At 53.0% G+C, this 18,506-nt stretch carries 20 protein-coding genes and 1 rRNA gene; 11 read left to right on the top strand and 10 right to left on the bottom strand.

Annotated features, from left to right (window positions below):
- Nucleotides 1-828 (bottom strand): Mrp/NBP35 family ATP-binding protein, encoded by an 828-nt coding sequence (locus E7Z62_03745; protein ID MBE6522225.1) that lies wholly within the window; start codon nt 826-828, stop codon nt 1-3.
- Between the two features lie 111 nt (nt 829-939).
- Here E7Z62_03745 and E7Z62_03750 point away from each other — a divergent pair, with 111 nt between their 5' ends.
- Both E7Z62_03750 and E7Z62_03755 read left to right on the top strand, forming a co-directional pair.
- Nucleotides 940-1,461: a GNAT family N-acetyltransferase gene (locus E7Z62_03750; GenBank protein MBE6522226.1), complete on the top strand. Its 522-nt coding sequence runs from the start codon at nt 940-942 to the stop codon at nt 1,459-1,461.
- Nucleotides 1,462-1,506: 45 nt separating this feature from the next.
- On the top strand, nt 1,507-2,352 hold the full coding sequence (locus tag E7Z62_03755) for a CBS domain-containing protein (protein ID MBE6522227.1): 846 nt from the start codon (nt 1,507-1,509) through the stop codon (nt 2,350-2,352).
- Here E7Z62_03755 and E7Z62_03760 read toward each other — a convergent pair.
- Both E7Z62_03760 and ppsA read right to left on the bottom strand, forming a co-directional pair.
- The gene (locus E7Z62_03760; GenBank protein ID MBE6522228.1) at nt 2,346-2,651 is read right to left on the bottom strand and encodes a TIGR04076 family protein; all 306 of its coding nucleotides are present in this window, start codon (nt 2,649-2,651) and stop codon (nt 2,346-2,348) included. The genes E7Z62_03755 and E7Z62_03760 overlap by 7 nt on opposite strands.
- A 35-nt stretch (nt 2,652-2,686) precedes the next feature.
- A complete protein-coding gene (gene ppsA, locus E7Z62_03765; GenBank protein MBE6522229.1) occupies nt 2,687-5,008 on the bottom strand; it encodes a phosphoenolpyruvate synthase in 2,322 nt (773 codons plus the stop codon).
- Nucleotides 5,009-5,174: 166 nt separating this feature from the next.
- Between ppsA and E7Z62_03770 the strand changes: the two genes are divergently transcribed.
- From E7Z62_03770 to E7Z62_03790, 5 genes are all read left to right on the top strand, one after another.
- Complete coding sequence (locus tag E7Z62_03770; protein MBE6522230.1) at nt 5,175-5,840, top strand: hypothetical protein; 666 nt, start codon at nt 5,175-5,177, stop codon at nt 5,838-5,840.
- Nucleotides 5,841-6,060: 220 nt separating this feature from the next.
- Nucleotides 6,061-6,618, top strand: coding sequence for a pyruvate synthase (locus tag E7Z62_03775; protein ID MBE6522231.1), 558 nt, complete (start codon nt 6,061-6,063; stop codon nt 6,616-6,618).
- A gap of 1 nt (nt 6,619) precedes the next feature.
- On the top strand, nt 6,620-6,895 hold the full coding sequence (locus E7Z62_03780) for a 4Fe-4S dicluster domain-containing protein (protein ID MBE6522232.1): 276 nt from the start codon (nt 6,620-6,622) through the stop codon (nt 6,893-6,895).
- A 2-nt stretch (nt 6,896-6,897) separates the two neighbouring features.
- Nucleotides 6,898-8,061 carry a pyruvate ferredoxin oxidoreductase gene (porA, locus tag E7Z62_03785; GenBank protein MBE6522233.1) on the top strand — a complete coding sequence of 388 codons (1,164 nt, stop codon included), beginning with the start codon at nt 6,898-6,900 and terminating at the stop codon, nt 8,059-8,061.
- The gene (locus E7Z62_03790) at nt 8,058-9,008 is read left to right on the top strand and encodes a pyruvate ferredoxin oxidoreductase (protein MBE6522234.1); all 951 of its coding nucleotides are present in this window, start codon (nt 8,058-8,060) and stop codon (nt 9,006-9,008) included. The genes porA and E7Z62_03790 overlap by 4 nt, the downstream gene beginning before the upstream one ends.
- 53 nt (nt 9,009-9,061) lie before the next feature.
- Here E7Z62_03790 and E7Z62_03795 read toward each other — a convergent pair whose 3' ends face one another.
- Together E7Z62_03795 and rrf are read right to left on the bottom strand one after the other, a co-directional pair.
- Complete coding sequence (locus E7Z62_03795) at nt 9,062-9,553, bottom strand: hypothetical protein (GenBank protein ID MBE6522235.1); 492 nt, start codon at nt 9,551-9,553, stop codon at nt 9,062-9,064.
- Between the two features lie 76 nt (nt 9,554-9,629).
- Nucleotides 9,630-9,751 (bottom strand): 5S ribosomal RNA (gene rrf / locus E7Z62_03800).
- A gap of 116 nt (nt 9,752-9,867) precedes the next feature.
- Here rrf and E7Z62_03805 point away from each other — a divergent pair.
- Nucleotides 9,868-11,040, top strand: coding sequence for an acyltransferase (locus tag E7Z62_03805; GenBank protein MBE6522236.1), 1,173 nt, complete (start codon nt 9,868-9,870; stop codon nt 11,038-11,040).
- Here E7Z62_03805 and E7Z62_03810 read toward each other — a convergent pair.
- Genes E7Z62_03810 through pyrB form a run of 5 tightly spaced genes read right to left on the bottom strand, consistent with a single transcriptional unit; the run spans nt 11,021 to nt 14,032 of the window.
- Nucleotides 11,021-11,860, bottom strand: coding sequence for a DUF92 domain-containing protein (locus tag E7Z62_03810; protein MBE6522237.1), 840 nt, complete (start codon nt 11,858-11,860; stop codon nt 11,021-11,023). The two genes, E7Z62_03805 and E7Z62_03810, sit on opposite strands and share 20 nt — an antisense overlap.
- The gene (locus E7Z62_03815) at nt 11,829-12,095 is read right to left on the bottom strand and encodes a hypothetical protein (protein MBE6522238.1); all 267 of its coding nucleotides are present in this window, start codon (nt 12,093-12,095) and stop codon (nt 11,829-11,831) included. Before E7Z62_03815 ends, E7Z62_03810 begins: the two co-directional genes overlap by 32 nt.
- The gene (locus E7Z62_03820) at nt 12,092-12,622 is read right to left on the bottom strand and encodes a dephospho-CoA kinase (protein ID MBE6522239.1); all 531 of its coding nucleotides are present in this window, start codon (nt 12,620-12,622) and stop codon (nt 12,092-12,094) included. Before E7Z62_03820 ends, E7Z62_03815 begins: the two co-directional genes overlap by 4 nt.
- 4 nt (nt 12,623-12,626) lie before the next feature.
- Nucleotides 12,627-13,103, bottom strand: coding sequence for an aspartate carbamoyltransferase regulatory subunit (locus E7Z62_03825; GenBank protein ID MBE6522240.1), 477 nt, complete (start codon nt 13,101-13,103; stop codon nt 12,627-12,629).
- Nucleotides 13,103-14,032: an aspartate carbamoyltransferase gene (gene pyrB, locus E7Z62_03830; protein MBE6522241.1), complete on the bottom strand. Its 930-nt coding sequence runs from the start codon at nt 14,030-14,032 to the stop codon at nt 13,103-13,105. The genes E7Z62_03825 and pyrB overlap by 1 nt, the downstream gene beginning before the upstream one ends.
- Before the next feature lie 76 nt (nt 14,033-14,108).
- Between pyrB and E7Z62_03835 the strand changes: the two genes are divergently transcribed.
- From E7Z62_03835 to E7Z62_03845, 3 genes are all read left to right on the top strand, one after another.
- The gene (locus E7Z62_03835; GenBank protein MBE6522242.1) at nt 14,109-15,791 is read left to right on the top strand and encodes a queuine tRNA-ribosyltransferase containing PUA domain protein; all 1,683 of its coding nucleotides are present in this window, start codon (nt 14,109-14,111) and stop codon (nt 15,789-15,791) included.
- A 113-nt stretch (nt 15,792-15,904) separates the two neighbouring features.
- A complete protein-coding gene (locus tag E7Z62_03840) occupies nt 15,905-16,537 on the top strand; it encodes a proteasome subunit beta (protein ID MBE6522243.1) in 633 nt (210 codons plus the stop codon).
- 63 nt (nt 16,538-16,600) lie between these two features.
- Nucleotides 16,601-18,505, top strand: coding sequence for a beta-CASP ribonuclease aCPSF1 (locus tag E7Z62_03845; protein MBE6522244.1), 1,905 nt, complete (start codon nt 16,601-16,603; stop codon nt 18,503-18,505).
- Nucleotide 18,506: the final 1 nt, after the last annotated feature.

The following is an 18,506-nucleotide window of genomic DNA, read 5'->3' on the forward strand; positions in this document are numbered from 1 at the left end:
TCACTCAACTGTCTTGATGATCTTGTCGACGATTTCCTCGAATGCCTTGGCCGAAGCGGACTTGGGGTCCTTCAGTACGATGGGCATTCCGGAATCTCCGCTCTCGACCACTGCAGGTTCGATCGGGACCTTTCCGAGGAACTGGATGTTCATCTCCTTGGCAGTGGCCTCTCCGCCGCCGGTCTTGAAGATGTCGGTGACCTTACCGCAGTGGGGGCAGACGAATCCGCTCATATTCTCGACGATTCCGATGATTGGGATCTTGGTCTCGGCAGCGAATCCCACAGATTTCCTGCTGTCCAGGAGAGCGACCTGCTGAGGTGTGGTGACGACGACCATTCCGTCCGCTTTGGGGATCAGCTGGACGATGGAAAGTGCTTCGTCCCCGGTTCCCGGAGGCATATCTATGACGAGGTAGTCGAGCTTTCCCCACCTGACATCCTCTATGAACTGCTGGACGGCAGACATCTTGATGGGTCCGCGCCACATGACGGGAACATCTTTGCTGGGGAGAAGGAACGCCATAGACATGACCTTCAGTCTGGGGGGCACGATGATCGGGATGAGCATCCTGTCGGCGTCCGCCATGAGCTGCTCATCTTCGATGTTGAACATCTTAGGGATGTTGGGGCCCGTGATATCGATATCCATAAGTCCTGTCTCGTAGCCTTTCATGGCCAGTGACATGGCGAGGTTGGAGGAGACCGTGCTCTTTCCAACTCCTCCCTTTCCGCTGATAACGATGATGACATGCTTGATCTGTGCAAGAGCGTCATGGAGTCTTGTCTCCTGCTCTATTGATTCTCCGGTCAAAACTGGACCTGCCATTTTAATCCTCTGCGGTAGGGATTGTACGACCTATGTTTATAGGTTGAGGTCCGCATCGTGAGAAAACTGAAGGAAGTGATTTAGAAATACATAGGGCATATTCAACAACCAATGGACCTGACCTTTAGGGATGTCGTCGCTAGATCGGAGGATTACGATTACGTTGCTGATCTCTATGATTTCTCGTTCCCGCAGAAAGAGCAAGAGAAATTGGAGAATATGCTGATGGTTTCGGAGACACCCTTGGGAAAGTTCGCAGTTATACTGGATGGGGAAACGAGAGTAGGGCTTCTCTATCTGATGGTCCGCGGAGATCTCGTCTTCATCTACTATCTGGCGGTGGATCCCGGGTTGAGGGGGAAAGGATACGGTTCCGAGGTCCTCAATATGGTCAGGGCCATGTATCCTGGGTACAGATTCTCTCTGAATGCGGAAGCGCCTCAGGAAACGGCCAACAATAACGAGCAGCGTCTTCAGAGGATATCATTCTATGAGATGAACGGGTTCAGAGATACCGGTATGAGAACGACCTGGGACGGTGTGACGTATGCCATGATGACATCGGGAGGGGAAGTCAGCACCTATGAGATCGGAGAGATGTTCAAGGCGGCGGAGAAGATCTCAAAACGTTGACAGGCGTCCAATATTGTTATTATATCAAATGTAATCAAGGAAATCATGCCAGAGGATAAGCCATTGGTCGGAGAGTACATGGTCCGTAACGTTCAGACCCTGGACCCTAATATGACAGTCAGGCAGGCAATGGATAGGATAATCAATTCGGAATTCCACGGATTCCCTGTTGCCGAGAACGGTTATCTTCTGGGTTTTGTGACAGCCAAGGAGCTGTTACGCTTCATAGACCAGCCCAACGCAAGGATCCGCAGCATCATGAAGAGGGGTACATTCTGCGCCATCCCTTCCATGACCATCGCGGATGCGACGCGTATCCTTTTCAGGTACGGTTTGCGGAATCTGCCTGTGATCGATGAAGAGAGAAGGCTCATCGGTATCATCTCCAATCTCGATATCGTCAGGTCGCAGATCGAGAAATCCAGGCCCAACAAGGTCATGACGGTCAAGAAGTTCCTCGAGGAACAGAACGGAATCAAACTGAAGGTCGTCAACAAGGATGTGGAGGTCGACCGTGTCATCCCCACTCAGAAGGAGGTCTACATGGATGAGCTCGTGGGTCGCCAGTACGAACTGAAGAGAGGAATGATCGAGCCTTTGATCGTCGTCGAGAGGAGGAACGGTTACATCGTCGTCGACGGACACCACAGGATATTAGCGGCCAAGAAGATGGGAATGAAGACCTACAAGGCGATTGTCCTCGTCCCTAACGATTATGATACCAAGCTCGGTCTAGAGAAGACTGCCGAGAGATGGGGGCTCAAGTCACTGAACGATGTGAGTATCATCGAGGGTACCAAACATCCGTTCATGGAGGTCACCACGATGCTCCTCCCCAGCGAGGAGACCGACGCCCTTACAAAGAAGCTTATCGACCGTGATGCTCACTGATCTATCACTTCGATATAGAAGCTGACTGGCCTGAACCCGTCGTTGCAGGATATCATTGCGGACCTGGGGTCCTTCATCCATCCGTCGTAGAAGTTGCCTCTTCCTGCCGCCAGTTCCCTCACGAAGTATTCCATCGAGCCCCATGCGCTGTCGCACAGGTCTGCAGGCTTCTGACCGTCTATTGATATGAATTCCTGGCCCTCTTCGACATCGCATGTGTGCTGGATCGGATTCTCGTAGAGTTCCATAAGATCCTTGTGGCAGACCTTCCTGACCGCCGTGATCCTGATAGTAGTCATAAAAAATGAAGAAGATGGGGTTTCCCCCATCGTTTTCAGAGTTTCTCTCTGAGCATCCTCAGGTCCCTGAGCATAATCTTCTGCTCAGCGGACGCGATGATCCTCTTGGTCTTGTAGAAGGTGTCGGGGTTCAACGAGATTCCGTCGATTCCCTCTTCGACAAGGAATTCTGTGAACTCAGGGTACACGGAAGGTCCCTGTCCGCAGATGCTGACGTACTTTCCGTTGGCGTGTGCGACCTTGATGAGGTGTCTGATCGCCCTCTTAACCCCCTCATTCCTCTCGTCGAAGTATCCCATGTGGCCGAGGATATCGGAATCTCTGTCGCATCCCATGGTGAGCTGCGTGAGGTCGTTCGATCCGATGGAGAATGCGTCACAGTACTTGCAGAACTCGTCCGCCATGAAGATGATGACAGGCACTTCTGCCATGAAGTACAGCTTGAAGTCCTTGGATCTCTTGAGTCCGATGGATTCCATCATCGCTGTGATCTCTTTGACCTCTTCGATGGTCCTGACGAACGGGAGCATCATGTTGAGGTTCTTGAATCCCATCTCGTCCCTGACCTTCTTGATGGCCTTCAGTTCGCACATGAACGCGTCGCGGTAGCTCTCAGAGACGTATCTGGAGCAGCCTCTCCATCCGATCATGGGGTTGTCCTCGTTGGGCTCGTAGTCCGCTCCGCCCTTCATGTCGTGGTACTCGTTGGTTTTGAAGTCCGATGTCCTGAGGACGATGGGCCTGGGGTAGAATGCCCTTGTGACCTTGGAGATTCCGTCTGCGAGCTTGTCGATGAGTTCCTGCTCTCTGCCCTCTGCGAGGAATGCGCAGGGGTGCTCTCCGACGTAGTTGGTGAAGAGGAACTCGATCCTCATGAGTCCGACTCCGTCGCAGGGGAGCTTGGAGATCTCGTCGGCCTTGGCAGGCATGGACATGTTGACCATGACCTTCGTTCCTGTGATCGGGACGAATTCCGCACAGACCGATCCGCCTACGGATTCCGCAGAGGCGGAGGAGTCTCCCTTCTTGGCGATGATTCCCTTGTATACGTTTCCGGTGGTTCCGTCGACGGTGACCTCCATTCCGTTGGAGAGGCACTCCGTCGCGTTTCCGGTACCGACGACACAAGGTGTTCCCAATTCCCTTGAGATGATCGCTGCGTGGCAGGTCATTCCTCCCTCGTCGGTGATGATTCCCGCGGCCCTGCTCATGGCGGGGACCATATCGGGCATTGTCATCTTGGTGACCAGGACGTCTCCCTCTTTGATGACGTCGAGACTCATCGATGTGTCGTAGATGACGACCTTTCCGGTTGCGAGACCGGGACTTGCTCCCAATCCCGATGCGACGATGGCGTCGCTTGATACTGAATCGCCGACGGTCTCGTTCGTGACCGAGTTTCCGGTGGCGGTGATAGGTCTGGCCTGGACGATGTATGCCTTGTTGTCCTCGATGCACCATTCCATGTCCATGGGCTTGTTGTAGTGGATCTCGATCTGGCGTCCGATCTCCGCGATCTCGAGTATGCGTTCGTCCGCGATCTTCTGGACCTTGACCTTGTCCTTGGGCATGTCCTTCTTCTCGACACCGCCGTTCTTTCCGCGGATGTACTTCCATGTCTGTGTGGATATCCTCTTCTTGATGATGTCCATCTTCTGCTTGTCGACGATGTAGGTATCGGGTGTGACCTCTCCTCCGACTATTGCCTCTCCGAGACCGTAGCCTCCCTCGATGACGATCTGCTTCGCACCGCTGTTGGGGTCCACCGTGAACATGATTCCCGAGAATTCGGAGTTGACCATCCTCTGGACAACGACTGCGAGTTTTACGTCCTCGTGTTTGTAGCCCTGCTTCTCACGGTACGCGATCGCCCTTGCTGTGAAGAGGGATGACCAGCACTTCCTGATCTTGTCGTACAGGTCCTCCTCATCCTTGACGTTGAGGTAGGTCTCCTGCTGTCCTGCGAAACTGGCGTCGGGAAGGTCCTCAGCTGTAGCGCTGGACCTTACGGCCACGAATCCGATCTTTCCCTTGGGGAAGAGCATCTTGTATTTGGTGAGGATCTCTTTCTTCAGGTCTGCAGGTATCTCGCACCCGTCGAAAAGTGCCCTGATCCTGTCAGAGGCCGCGACAAGGCTGTCGTCAGAGTTTCTATCGATACCCTCGAGCTCCTTGTTGATCTTCGAGAAGATGTTGCTCTTAGAAAGGAAGTAATCATAGGCGACCGTGGTGAGGACGAATGCCTCAGGCACAGGGAAGCCGGCGTTCGTGAGCTCTCCGAGGTTTGCTCCCTTTCCTCCTACGAAGGGAACATCTTCGACATGCAGTTCGTTTACATCGACAATTTTCTTATCCATTGGGAATCCCCGCTGTGATTAACGCAGTTTGGAGTTTGACGGTCGGTGCCGTCCACAATTGAACTATAACCCTACACTCAATTATAAGACATCCGTTCTTACTTCGGCTATTGCGGGATGATAGTCTTGCGCAGTGTTCATAAATGAACGTTTTCATTCACATATCGTGTTGAAGGAGTTCTTCCGTAAGTTGACCTCTTTGACGGGGCCGGGTACTGCCATACAGGAGATACTGTACGGATTCATCATGGCCCTGACATTCGCCTATGCCGTGAGGTTCGGACTCCTTCACTTCGACAGCAAATTCTCGTTCATGATAACTGTCACGGGAATGGACCTCACATGGGGTGTGATCGACGGTATCATATTCTTCTACATCTGGGCGTTGGATATCAGACGTCACACCAGGGTGATCTCCAACGCAGACGGCATGGACCGTGAGTCAAGGGTGCAGGAGCTAATGGATTCATTCTCAGGCACGCCTCTGGATGCGGTCAACGACGAGGAGAAGAGGAAGGTATGCGAATCGCTCCTCGACAAACCGGTCCAGTCCAGGGAGGAGTTCAAGGCCGATAGGAAGGCCATGTTCCTCAATTCGGTGGGCTGCGTGTTCTTCTCCAATGTGGCCTTGATACCGGTCCTGGGCCCGTTGTTCTTCATAGACGATTTCGTCTATGCATTGGAGATCGCATGTTGGATCTCTGCCATCGGTCTGTTCATCGTAGGGTACTATATGGCGCCTTACGTAGGTCTGCGCCGTATCCCGACGGGAGCTGTATTGGCTGGGATATCGCTGATAATCTCTGTTGCGGCGGTTTTCACCGGTGGATGAATCAATATACAGTTGACGCACTATAGGTGTCACGAAACACCGATGTTCGATTACGGATTTCGATATATTTTCTTATGAAATATGATAGTAATTATACGAAGTTCGTAGAATTTCGGAAATTATAATTCGTTTTTAGCATTAAATCATTCCATTATTCGTTATTGCCCAATCCAAATCTTTTAAATCTATTACAGTTCATGGGGAACGACAGTGGTACCAAATGGATATCGAAATTTGTTGGCACGGCAGAGGAGGACAGGGAGTCGTCACTGCTAACGAGATCCTAGCCGAGACCGCTATATTGGCAGGGAAGTACGTCAAAGCCTTCCCCGAGTTCGGTCCGGAGAGAATGGGAGCGCCCATCAGGGCATTCACGAGAATATCGGAGAACCCCATCAGAATACACAGTCAGGTTTACGAGCCCGATATCGTCGTCATCATGGACGGCACATTGGTCGGAAAGGTGGACGTCACCAGAGGCGCCAAGAAGGACACCATCGTCGTGGCGAACTACGCAGGTTCACCCAAAGAGCTCCAGGAAGCACTGGCTACGGATATCGAATGCCACACACTGGATGCACAGAAGATCGCAATCGAGGAGATTGGAAAGCCTATGGTGAACACCGTCATGCTGGGGGCACTCGTTAAGTGCTCATCGCTGGTCGGATACGACCACCTCGAGGATCAGATAACATCCAAGTTCACCGGCAAGCTGCCGGACAAAGTGATTCTCAAGAACCTCTCTGCATTGAAGAGAGGATATCAGGAGGTGCAGTGAGATGGTAATGGCAAGCATCAGTGACCTCGTAGTAGGAGGACGCATCATCAAACCCGGGAACTCCGAGCAGTTCAACACCGGAGACTGGAGAACGTACGTGCCTGTCGTGGACCAGGACAAATGCATCGACTGCGGTCAGTGCTGGATCTACTGCCCCGACAACAGCGTCGTGTTCAGAGAGGGACACATGAGCGGATTCAAGCTCACCCACTGTAAGGGATGCGGAATCTGTTCCAAGGTCTGCCCCAAGGAAGCTATCATCATGAAGGAGGAGTGAGAATGGTCCAGGATATCGCAATCAATGGAGACAACGCCATCGCACTCGCATGGAAGCAGATCGACCCCGATGTGTGTGCTGCATACCCCATCACCCCTCAGACCATCATCGTGGAGAAGTTCGCAGAGTATGTCGCGAACGCCGAGGTCAGCACCGAGTTCGTATGCGTGGAGTCCGAGCACTCCGCTCTCACCCTCTGTACGTCGTCAGCATCCGCAGGAGCGAGGACATTCACCGCCACCGCATCCCAGGGACTGGCCTACATGTGGGAGATGCTGCCCATTACAGCAGCCATGAGGGTACCGCTCATTATGGCCGTAGCCAACAGGGCCGTCAGCGGACCCATCAACATCAACAACGATCACGGAGACGCAATGGCCGCACGCGACTGCGGATGGCTCATGCTGTTCTCAGAGAATGTCCAGGAGGCATACGACATGTCCATCGTGGCACCCAAGATCGCAGAGAACGTCGACGTCCAGCTGCCCTGCATGGTCAACCTGGACGGATTCGTCCTGACCCACGCGATCGAGAGGATGACCACCCTCGACACCCAGGTCATCAGGGATTTCGTCGGAGAGCACAGGCCCCTGTACCCTCTGCTTGACGTGAAGCACCCCGTTTCCCACGGAAACATGGATGGTCCAGACTTTTACTACCCTCACAAATACCAGTCAGTCATCGCAATGCAGAAGGCACTGGGAGTCTGTGAGGATGTGTTCAAGCAGTTCAAGGAGATCTCCGGAAGGGAGTACCATCTCGTAGAGGAGTACAAGTGCGATGATGCAGAATACATCGCGATTATCCTCGGTTCCTCATTCGGAACCATGAAGGCGACCGTCGACCTCCTTCGCGAGAAGGGACTCAAGGTCGGCTGCGCCATGCCCCGTGTGTTCAGGCCCTGGCCCGCAGAGGCGTTGGCCAAAGTGATGGCAGGAAAGAAGGGTGTAGTCGTCTTCGACAAGCACCTGAGCATCGGAGCCTACGGGCCCATGTTCCCTGAGGTCACCGCAGCAGCTTCCGATCTGGACAAGATGCCCAAGATGTACAATGTCATCTACGGACTCGGAGGAGCGGATGCGACCGTCGCGGGATTCGAGAAGTCCTTCGAGGCGGTGGTCAACGGTTCTGCCGAGAAGATCCACTATCTGGGGGTGAGGCTTTGACCTCTCTTGCAATCAAGGACCTGCAGAAGCTGCCCGTGAGGCTGACCAGCGGTCACAGGCTGTGCGCAGGATGTGCCGAATCAATCATCGCCAAGCAGATCCTGATGGGATCGGAGGATGAGATTGTCGTCTCCCTGTCCACCGGATGCTTCGAGGTTTCGACCACGGTGTTCCCGTACACCTCATGGAACGTCCCCTATGTGCACACTGCCTTCGGAAACGGAGCAGCCACCTGTGCCGGAGTGGAGACCGCCTACAACGCACTGAAGAAGAAGGGAAAGATCAACGAGAACGTCAACTTCGTCAACTTCGCAGGAGACGGAGCAACCTACGACATCGGACTCCAGGCATTGTCCGGAGCGATGGAGAGGGGACACAGGATGGTCTATGTCTGTCTCAACAACGAGGCATACATGAACACCGGTATCCAGAGATCCTCTGCGACCACCATCGGAGCCCAGACCACCACATCATGGCCAGGAAGCGTGTCCGCAGGAAAGAAGGAGTTCTCCAAGGACCTGACCGCCATCATGGTGGCGCACAACATCCCGTATGTCGCCCAGGTATCGCCTCACAACTGGAGGGACACCGTCCAGAAGGCACAGAAGGCATTCTCTTGCGGAGGACCTGCGTTCGTCAACGCATTGTCGCCCTGCCCCAGGGGATGGAGGTTCGCATCCGATCAGACCATCGCCATGGCCAAGCTCGGTGTCGAGACCTGTGTATGGCCTCTGTTCGAGGTCGTCAACGGCAAGTACGAGCTCACTGGAGAGAGCGCTAGGATCGCAGCAGGAAAGGCTGAGAAGAAGCCTATCATGGACTGGATCACCTCTCAGGGAAGGTACAAGCACCTTCTGCAGGACAAGAACGCTCCTGTCATCGAGCAGATGCAGGCAGAGGTCGACAGAAGGTGGAACAGACTCATCAAGCTCACCGAGCTCGATTGATCCCTAAAAACCGATTCCAGGTCCCGTCCCTCATGGGGCGGGACCATTTTTAATCATTGATCAAGAATAACGTTACCGACTACGAGGTAATCCTGAGCGTCGATTATAACGCGGTACAGGATGCACGGGCCAGCAGTGTAAAGTTTGTAATTGATTCCTTTGTTCGAATCCTCATAGGTGTATATGTCGGTCGTAACGTCGCCTATGACTTCAGTACCTACATATTCGAAGAATTTCGGAATCAGTCTCTCTTCCATGTCGAAGAATAGGTAGAATTTGTCCGAGACTGATCTCACACCATTGCTGATGGTGTATTCGACGATGTAATCATACTCCCTCAACGTTTCAGGTGCGAATGTGCTCTTTCCGGTCCCGTTGCAGGCTATGCCGTCCAGAGTCCCTTCGAATGAATAATCATGTGATTCTTCGTGAGGATCGGGGTTTGCCGAAGATAAAGCCTGCATCATAAAGAACATCCCGACGGAAGCGGCCATTAAAAGTACTACGAGCATTACGGCCGCTGCAGTGTTTCCTTGCATTCCCATGAACCCTGTTAATGATTCTTGATGTTAAAATAACAATGGTGCAGAGCTTACGCTGTTCGAGTAGAATAGGAAGAGTGGCTGACAGCGTGCCTGAGTTCCCGTACGCTTGCGCAATACAGTACAGACAGGTACGCGGGAGGGCTTTACTGCCGGGTTCGGAATGGGACCGGGTGTGACTCCTCCGCTATGGCCGTCATGCCAATACATGGGATATCAGAGATGTATATAACCGTTACGTTATCCGTCCAATCTTCATAATCAGCACAGCCGATTAGGCCGATGGGATTAAGGATAAGGAAATCTTGACCAGAATCATGACCAACAGTTCCGAGCGGTTATCGTCCGTGGACACTCTGAAAGGTATGCTCATCATAAGCATAGTCTTTGTCCATATAGTGATAGTTCGCTTGGATGCACTTCTGAGCGGAGCGGATGCGGCCGGAACCGATATTCTGAGTGACGAACCGGCCGGTGCGGGATCGTTGGTTATACAGGCGCTTTACCTCGGATTGATGGCGTTCTTCATCATATCAGGATATTTCTACAGGCCTGGTCGCGGGTTTATAGGGAATATGAAGAAGCGCCTGCCTCAGCTGGTTTTAATTCCTGCGATTTGTGCCGTTACACTGCCGATCATCACGTACATGATAATGGCGGTCTCCGGCAAGGCACCGGGTTTTGAAGACCTACTCACGGCATTCCAATGGGGATTCGGACTGAACGGCGTTTTCTCACCTTATGATAGTTTTTCTGTACATCCGATGTGCGGAGGATGCATCGGATACTACTACATCTGGGCGATGATCTGGGGATTCCTCATATTCTATGCTTTGGCCGATCATGTATACAATGACTGGAGGAAGACCGTCGCGGCCATAGTTATGCTCATCATCGTCACGTTGCTCTTGAAAGAGCTCCTTCCCGTGAAGCTCCCGATGTACGCGCAGTTGGGTCCGATTGCAGCCGCTTTCATGCTGGCCGGCATGGCCGCCAGCAAGTACGGTCTCATTGAGAAGATAGAGGGCTTCAGTCCATTATCCGGCAAGAACTGGGCGGTGTTCCTGGGGTCTTTGATCATTGTCATCGTCCTTGTGGCCGTATTCCCGCCGGAAACCGATTTTTCCGGCATGAGTTTCGGGGATTATGGAGGGTATTCTGTTTTCACCTACTTCGTGGAAGCCACGGCGATGTTCATCGTCCTGCTTCATGTTGCGCTGCTATTCTCACACAGGATCGGAATCAGCTGGGCATTTAGTACAGCAGGTAGGCACAGCCTCGGAATATTGTTGTTGCACGGTTCTCTGGCCACTATGATGATAGTTCCGTTCTACGACCTCCCTAACAGCGATTGGTTCCCTGACGAGATGGGTCTGGCCCCCAGCCTGATCGTTGCGGTGCTGTCAATCGTCCTAAGCATCATAATCTGTGTGGTCGCTTGGAAGGTATTGGAGCGCATTATTCAGAACATCAACTCGCGGCCGGCATAAGGAAGAAGTAGTACACTGCACCGGCAAGTATTGCGGAAATCAATTCGGTGGACCAGTTGTTCGTGTACTTCGATATGAGTCCTCTGTTCTCGAACCAAGCTCCGAAGAGGCTGTCCAGGAAATTACCGAATATACCGAATATGAACGGGATGAACAACAACAGGTCCAAGGTACCTGTCATGACCACCCATCCTAAAGCAGCGACGATGAATGCTACGATAGTCGATGTCAGCGTACCGAGTTTAGAAATGCCTCCGTTGATTCCGGGGGTCGTTCTCTTCAGCGTCGTTATCATGTACACGTTCGGATCCTTCACACCGATCTCGCTGGCGATCGTATCCGCTGCGGCAACGGTTATGCTGGTGAGGAATGCGATCACATACAGCGTCTCATCCATGGGCTGGAAGAAGTGTACGATCGTGATCAGGACCGGAGGGAATGATACTGCGGCAACATTCCTCCATTTACGTTCTCCGAACTGTCCTTCCTGCAGCCCCATGGCGATCTTTTTGTCTATATCCCTCATGGTCGCAAAGAAACTCACGATGACGAAGAATGTCATTATGAAGAATGAATGGACGGATCCGAAGACCGCCATCAGGACACCGACTATAAGCGCAGCTATCGCCCCGTCCTTGGACAGGCAGTGGAGCTTGTAAACCTCCACAGAAAGGATAGCTGTTATGATGACCTCGATTGTCATCATCAATATGGTGTCCATCAAAGGGCCGATACCGTCAATATAGATAAAGGGGTATGTTAGAACGCAATTCTTGACTATGTGGCACTTATTGGTACTGCTCGAGAATCTCTGTGGCATACTTTATGCATGTGGCCTTGTCTGAAAGAGGGAAGAACATGACCTTTCCAGGTCTGTAGAGAGTCGTCTCCATTCCGTTCCAAGTGTACACGATCATCTGGTCGTCCTTGGTCTGTATGGGCAATCCTTGGGATGCGATCTTCTCTGCGGCAGCCTCCATATCGATGTCCATAGGGTCCACGGACACGGCCATCAGGGCCTGACCTCCGCAGAGGCGGGCAATGCTGAACTTCACCTGAGGGCCTCCAGCTCTTCCTTTACTTTCTTCTTGAAGGAATCAAGGTCGGAATCGTTAACGATGAGGATATCGGAAAGTGCTATGACGCTTCCAAGGCCCCATCCCAGCTCCCTGTTGTCGCGTTCATCGAATTCTTCAATGTTCTTGGGCGCATCATCGCGTCCTCTCGCCACGAGTCTGTCGTAGCGTATAATGCGGGGCGCATGTACGCCTATTATGTAGACCTCTTTGCTGAGGCCCTTGTAGGAATAGACCTCGTCCAGGCTCCTGCATCCGTCCACGAGGAATATGTCTCCGGACATCCTCTCTATAGCCCTCTTGGCCCAGATGTCCTTACCGTGCTTCTCCCTCTCGCCGTTGGCGACCTGTCCTACTGAAAGGCCCTGTTCCGCAGCTCCAGATGTCTGATGGAATTCTCTGACGATGTCGCCCATCCTAAGGAACGGTATATCCATGGAACGGGCCACGTTGAGCAATTCCTCCTTGCCTGCGCCAGGCATTCCGGTAACGAGAAGGATCTTCATGGTATCACAGAAGGTTGTCCGAGATATGGTTCACGACCTTCTCGCAGTAGCAGCATTTCAGCTGGACGGGGTACTTGGAGGTGACCTCGAACTCCGGGAGAATGGGTTCTCCCTTGTTGGTGATGCAGTTGGGGTTGGTGCATTTTGCAAGACCGGTCACATGGTCTCCCAGGACCACCTTGTACTTCTCAGCGACATAGAAGTCCCTGACGATTGAGATCGTCGCATCTGGTGCGACCAGGGCGATCTGTTCGGATTTCTTCTGGTCGATCTCCACGTCCTCAATCTTGATGATGTCCTTCCAGCCGAGTGCCTTCGAGCTTACATGCACCCCTATGCTGATGGATGAGTAGATGTTGTTCTCGTTGATTCCCAGGATCTTAACGACATTCAGTGCCTGCCCGCATGCAATATGGTCTATCACGGTACCGTTGCGGATCGGTGTTAGCCTAACCTCCTTGATAGGGTTCTGATCTTCCATCAGAGCTCGCCTCCCAGCAATGCGTTGAGGAGGGCCATTCTTACAGGCACTCCGTTGGCTGCCTGCTCGAAGTACTTCGCATGCGGGGTGTCATCCACCTCGGGTGCGATCTCGTTGACCCTGGGGAGGGGATGCATCACGATCATGTCGCTCTTTGCTTTCTCCAGGAGCGTCTTGTCGACCCTGTAGGTCCCTGCTACCTTCTGATATTCTGACGGGTCCGGGAACCTTTCCCTCTGAATCCTTGTGACGTAGAGCACATCCGCTTGGGAGACAGCATCCTCCAGACATTCTGTGGTGACGGGGCTGCATCCTCCCGCTTCCAGATGGTCTATTATGTCGTCGGGCATCCTGAGGCTTTCAGGCGCCACCAGTGTGATCTTCATCCCGAACTTGGTCAGGGCGTGTGCGAGAGAATGGACCGTTCTTCCGTACTTCAGGTCGCCGACCAGTGTGATGTTGAGTCCGTCCAGGGTGCCTTTGGCACGCCTCATAGTGAACAGATCTAAAAGTGTCTGTGTGGGATGGGATCCCGCTCCGTCTCCCGCATTGATCACAGGATGATCGGAGAATTTCGCCGCCAGTTTGGCAGCTCCCTCGAAAGGATGTCTGAGTACCGTGGCGTCGCAGTATGCGTCCACTATCTTGATGGTATCAGCAAGGGTCTCCCCCTTGGCCATGGAGGTCATCGACATTTCGGAGACATCGATGACATCGCATCCCAGTCTGTAAGCTGCGCTTTCGAATGATAGCTTCGTACGCGTCGAAGGTTCGAAGAACAGATTTCCGAGAATCTTCCCGTCTAGGGTGCGTTTTATCTTCTCACCCTTCGCGTACGGGACCATCTTCTCGGCCATGTCGAGGATACCTTCGATGTCATCCTTTGAGAAATCCATGATGGAGACGACATCCTTCTGATATAGGTCCATGATTCGTGCTTATCCCTTACGCGTAAATAATTATGTTGATGCCCAGTTTTTATAGATTGAACGGATAGGCAGAGGCATGTTGGATGTTCTCTCAAGATCCCAGAGGTCGAGGGTCTGCGAATACACCAGGAACGAGAAGAAGCTGACCACTCCTGCCATGATCGGTTCTGCTGAATCCGATGTTTGGATAGAGGTCAAGGGGATGGACAGGGTACTTCACATCATGGGTACCGACGTTATCATGGAATCCGGGCTCAGGACGACATCCAATTCGAATGTGAGTACGGATGTCGAGGTGACCGAAGGCATAGCGGTCGCCAGATTGCCGCTTCCCGAGGATCTGTCCTTCGACGATTCCGTCGAGATGGTGGTCGTTCCCAACGCGTACGAACTGAGGAAGGATCCGAGGCGTATCGTGGACAACATCATCAGATTGAGGAGAGCGGCGGGATTCAACCGTCTTCTGTACCTGTCAGGTCTTGGCGAGCCATCCACCGTCGCACTTCTGACGTACATGGGCGTGGATATCTTCGACGATTCGCTGCCCAGAGCTGCCGGAATCAGCGGTATAAGGCTGATCCCTGAGGCCGAGATAGTCACAGGACAGGACGAATCGCAGAACAACATCAGGGCGATGGAGGAGGAGCTTGACAAGATCAGGATGTTCATAGCTACAGATCGTCTCAGAGAGCTGGCCGATCAGAGGGCGCCGTCCACTCCCACATCCGTCGCATTGCTAAGGCTGTATGATAAAGAAGGATACGAGTACGCCGAAGAGACATGTTCGTTCACAGGCTGCAGGTTCAGCTGCAACACCACTCAGGCCTTGAGAAGGCCCGACATCCAGAGTTACAAGGCACGCATCAAGGATTATAGGAAACCGGCACATAAGAGGGTACTTCTCCTGTTGCCATGCTCTGCAAAGAAGCCATATCATATCTCAAAATCGCACAAGGCATTCTCTTCTGCCATCCATACGGCCCCGCACGACACGCTCGTGCAGGAACTGATAGTGACATCTCCTCTTGGAATCGTCCCAAGGGAGCTAGATGCCTTCTATCCTGCGAACTCCTACGACATACCTGTCACCGGAGAGTGGAAGCCTGAGGAGAAGGCGATGATCCGCGAGATGGTCGGTTCAGTCATATCGCAGGGTTGGGACTCAGTCGTCTGCCATCTCGGAGAGGACTATGAGCTCGTCGAGGGATTGGCCGATATGGTTTGCACGGTTGTTGGGGACAGCACATCTCCGGCATCGATACAGAATCTTGACAAGGCCCTCAGGGACGCCACCAAGGGCATGGAGCCGGTAGACTACATGATCGACCGCAACGAGCAGATGAGGAACATGCTGAGATTCCAGTTCGGTGCAGAGGCGGCAGACCTGCTGATGGATCAGAACACGTACGCCATCGGCAAGTTCCCATACTTCAAGCTGTTCCGCGAGGATGCTGAACACAACAAGATCCAATTGGGCATGTTCACCCCCGAAAGAGGAGGAATATCCCTTACACTGGAAGGTGCCCAGATACTTGCTGACGGAGGGTACCCTGTCATAGAGATAATGGACTTCGAGATGAAGGGGAACCTGTTTGCCGTCGGTGTGATAAAGGCCGATCCGAGGATCCACGTAGGCGATGAGGCCATCGCGGTGTGCGACGGCAAGGTCCGTCTCGTCGGAGTGGCGATGATGTGCGGTCAGGAGATGACGGATCTCAAGAGGGGCATCGCTGTCAAGACCAGACACAAGGTCAAATGATCTGGAAATCCATCGGCCGAAAGGCCCCTCCCACCTTTTAAATAGAATGTCTCTTTATGTATTGATAAGCACAGCATGTGTTGTGTCTTTTCTCATCAACTGGGAGATTAGCTATGACTGAGGATACTCTTAAGACCGGTACAACAACAATCGGACTGAAACTCAAGGACGGAGTCGTTCTGGCAACAGACCAGAGGGCCACAATGGGAAACCTTATCGCTGACAACCACTGCCAGAAACTGTTCCCCATCGCCGATAACCTTGGAATGACCATCGCAGGAGGCGTCGGAGACGCTCAGCTGCTGGTCCGCTACCTTCAGAGCGAGATCTCCATCTACAGGATGAAGAAAGGAGCACCCATGTCTGTCCAGACAGCTGCGGTCATGATCGGAAACATACTCCGTCAGGGCTTCTACGTCGCGCCTCTCGTAGGAGGTTACGATGCAGCAGGAGGACACATCTTCAGCGTCGACATGGCCGGAGGTGTCCTGGAGGACAATTACACATCGTCGGGATCCGGATCGGTCTTCGCACTCGGTGCGCTCGAGGCCGCGTACAAGCCCGACATGACCAAAGATGAGGGAATCAACTGTGCTATCACGGCACTCAACTCATCGAGGAGGAGAGACAACTATTCGGGAGACGGGTTCCTGGTCGCTTACATCGGCCCGGACGGTTACGAGGAGATCTCCAAAGAGGAGATCATCAACAGGTGCTCCAAGTTGGGATTCAAATATCCTAACTGAGCGCATGAGTAACCCAAACCCCTTCCCCTTCTAAACATCAACTTTTCAAAAGCTGGATTTGAAATGAATGTAGACAAGCTATTCGAAACACTGACCAGTGACGTCAAGAGATTGGTGCCTTCGGACATGAAGATCACATCGATCAACTTCGAGGGTCCGTTGGTCGTGGTCTATACAGATGATTATGAGAAGTTCTCGGCCGACGACAGTCTGGCCAGGACTATAGCTCAGAACATCCACCGCAGGGTCGACATCAGGCCCGACCCCTCAACTCTCGAGGATACGAACAAGGTCGAGGAGCAGATCAGGAATATGATACCTGAGAAAGCGGAGATCTTCGACATCAACTTCGTAGAGGAGACCGGAGAGGCGATCGTGGAGGCCATCAACCCGAGCGAGGTTGTCGGAAAGGAAGGCCAGCGTCTGACTGAACTCAGGAAGGAGACGGGTTGGAACATCAAGGTCATGAGGGCACCCCCAATCCCGTCCAAGACCGTGTCGGACGTCAGGGGATACCTGCGTGCAAATCACGACGAGAGGCAGGACATGCTCAAGTATGTGGCGAGAAGGATCGCAAGGCCCAAGCTCGAAGGGGAGCAGTGGGTGAGGATGACCGCCATGGGAGGATTCAGACAGGTCGGAAGGTCCGCATCGTTGCTGACCACCAGAGAGTCCAAGATCCTCATCGACTGTGGTCTTGACCCGTCTTCCGATGCCACCCCCTATTTTGCGATTCCGGAGGCACAGCCCCTCTCGGACATTGATGCCGTCGTTATAACACATGCCCACCTGGACCACTGCGGAACACTTCCAGCGCTGTTCAAGTATGGTTACAAGGGGCCTGTCTACTGTACGCCGCCCACCAGGGATCTAATGGCCCTGCTGCAGCTCGACAACATCAAATTGGGATTCGGCGAGGACAAGAAGACGCCTTACGATGCATCCCATGTGAGGCAGGAGATCTTGCACACAATCACACTCAAGTACAACGAGACCACGGATATCGCCCCCGATGTCAGGCTCACGTTCCATAACGCTGGCCACATCCTCGGTTCCGCGATCGCCCATTTCCATATCGGCGACGGTCTCCACAACGTTGCATTCTCGGGAGATACCAAGTATGAGAAGACTTGGCTTTTCAACCCCGCAAACAACAGATTCCCCAGACTCGAGACTCTGGTCATCGAGTCCACCTACGGAGGTCACAACGATGTTACCCCCACAAGGGCTGAGGCATCGGAGGAGATGGGTAACCTGTTGCAGCAGGCCACCGCCAAGGGCGGAAAGGTCCTGATCCCCGTCTTCGCGGTAGGAAGGTCGCAGGAGGTCATGCTAGTCATAGAGGAGCAGATGCGCCTCGGAAAGATCCCCAAGTGCACAGTCTATCTCGACGGAATGATCTGGGAGGCAACGGCCATTCACACAGCGTATCCCGAGTACCTCAACAGCTCTCTCAGGACGCAGATTTTCCAGCAGAACGAGAACCCGTTCCTATCTCCCATCTTCAAGAGGGTGGAGACCGCAGACATGAGGGAAGAGATCTGCCACTCGCCGGACCCATGTATCGTCCTTGCGACATCGGGTATGATGTCCGGAGGACCTGTCATGGAGTACTTCCGCGAGTGGGCTGACGATCCCAACAATTGGCTGCTGTTTGTTGGTTATCAGTCTGAAGGATCCATCGGAAGGACTATCCAGAGGGGACGTACCGATATCACCCTCAGCATGAAGGGCAAACCCATCGATCTCCAGATCAAGATGCAGAGGGTCACCGTGGACGGATTCTCCGGACACTCTGACAGGAAGCAGCTGATGAGATACATCTCATCCTTGGAACCCAAACCGAACAAGATCATCATCGGTCACGGTGAGGACAAGAAATGTACTGACTTCGCATCATCGATCTACAAGAAGTTCGGTATCGAGACCAAGGCTCCTCAGAATCTTGAGACCATAAGGCTCAGATAAA

The sequence above is a fragment of the Thermoplasmata archaeon genome, from assembly GCA_015063285.1.
Taxonomy (GTDB): Archaea; Thermoplasmatota; Thermoplasmata; order Methanomassiliicoccales; family Methanomethylophilaceae; genus Methanoprimaticola.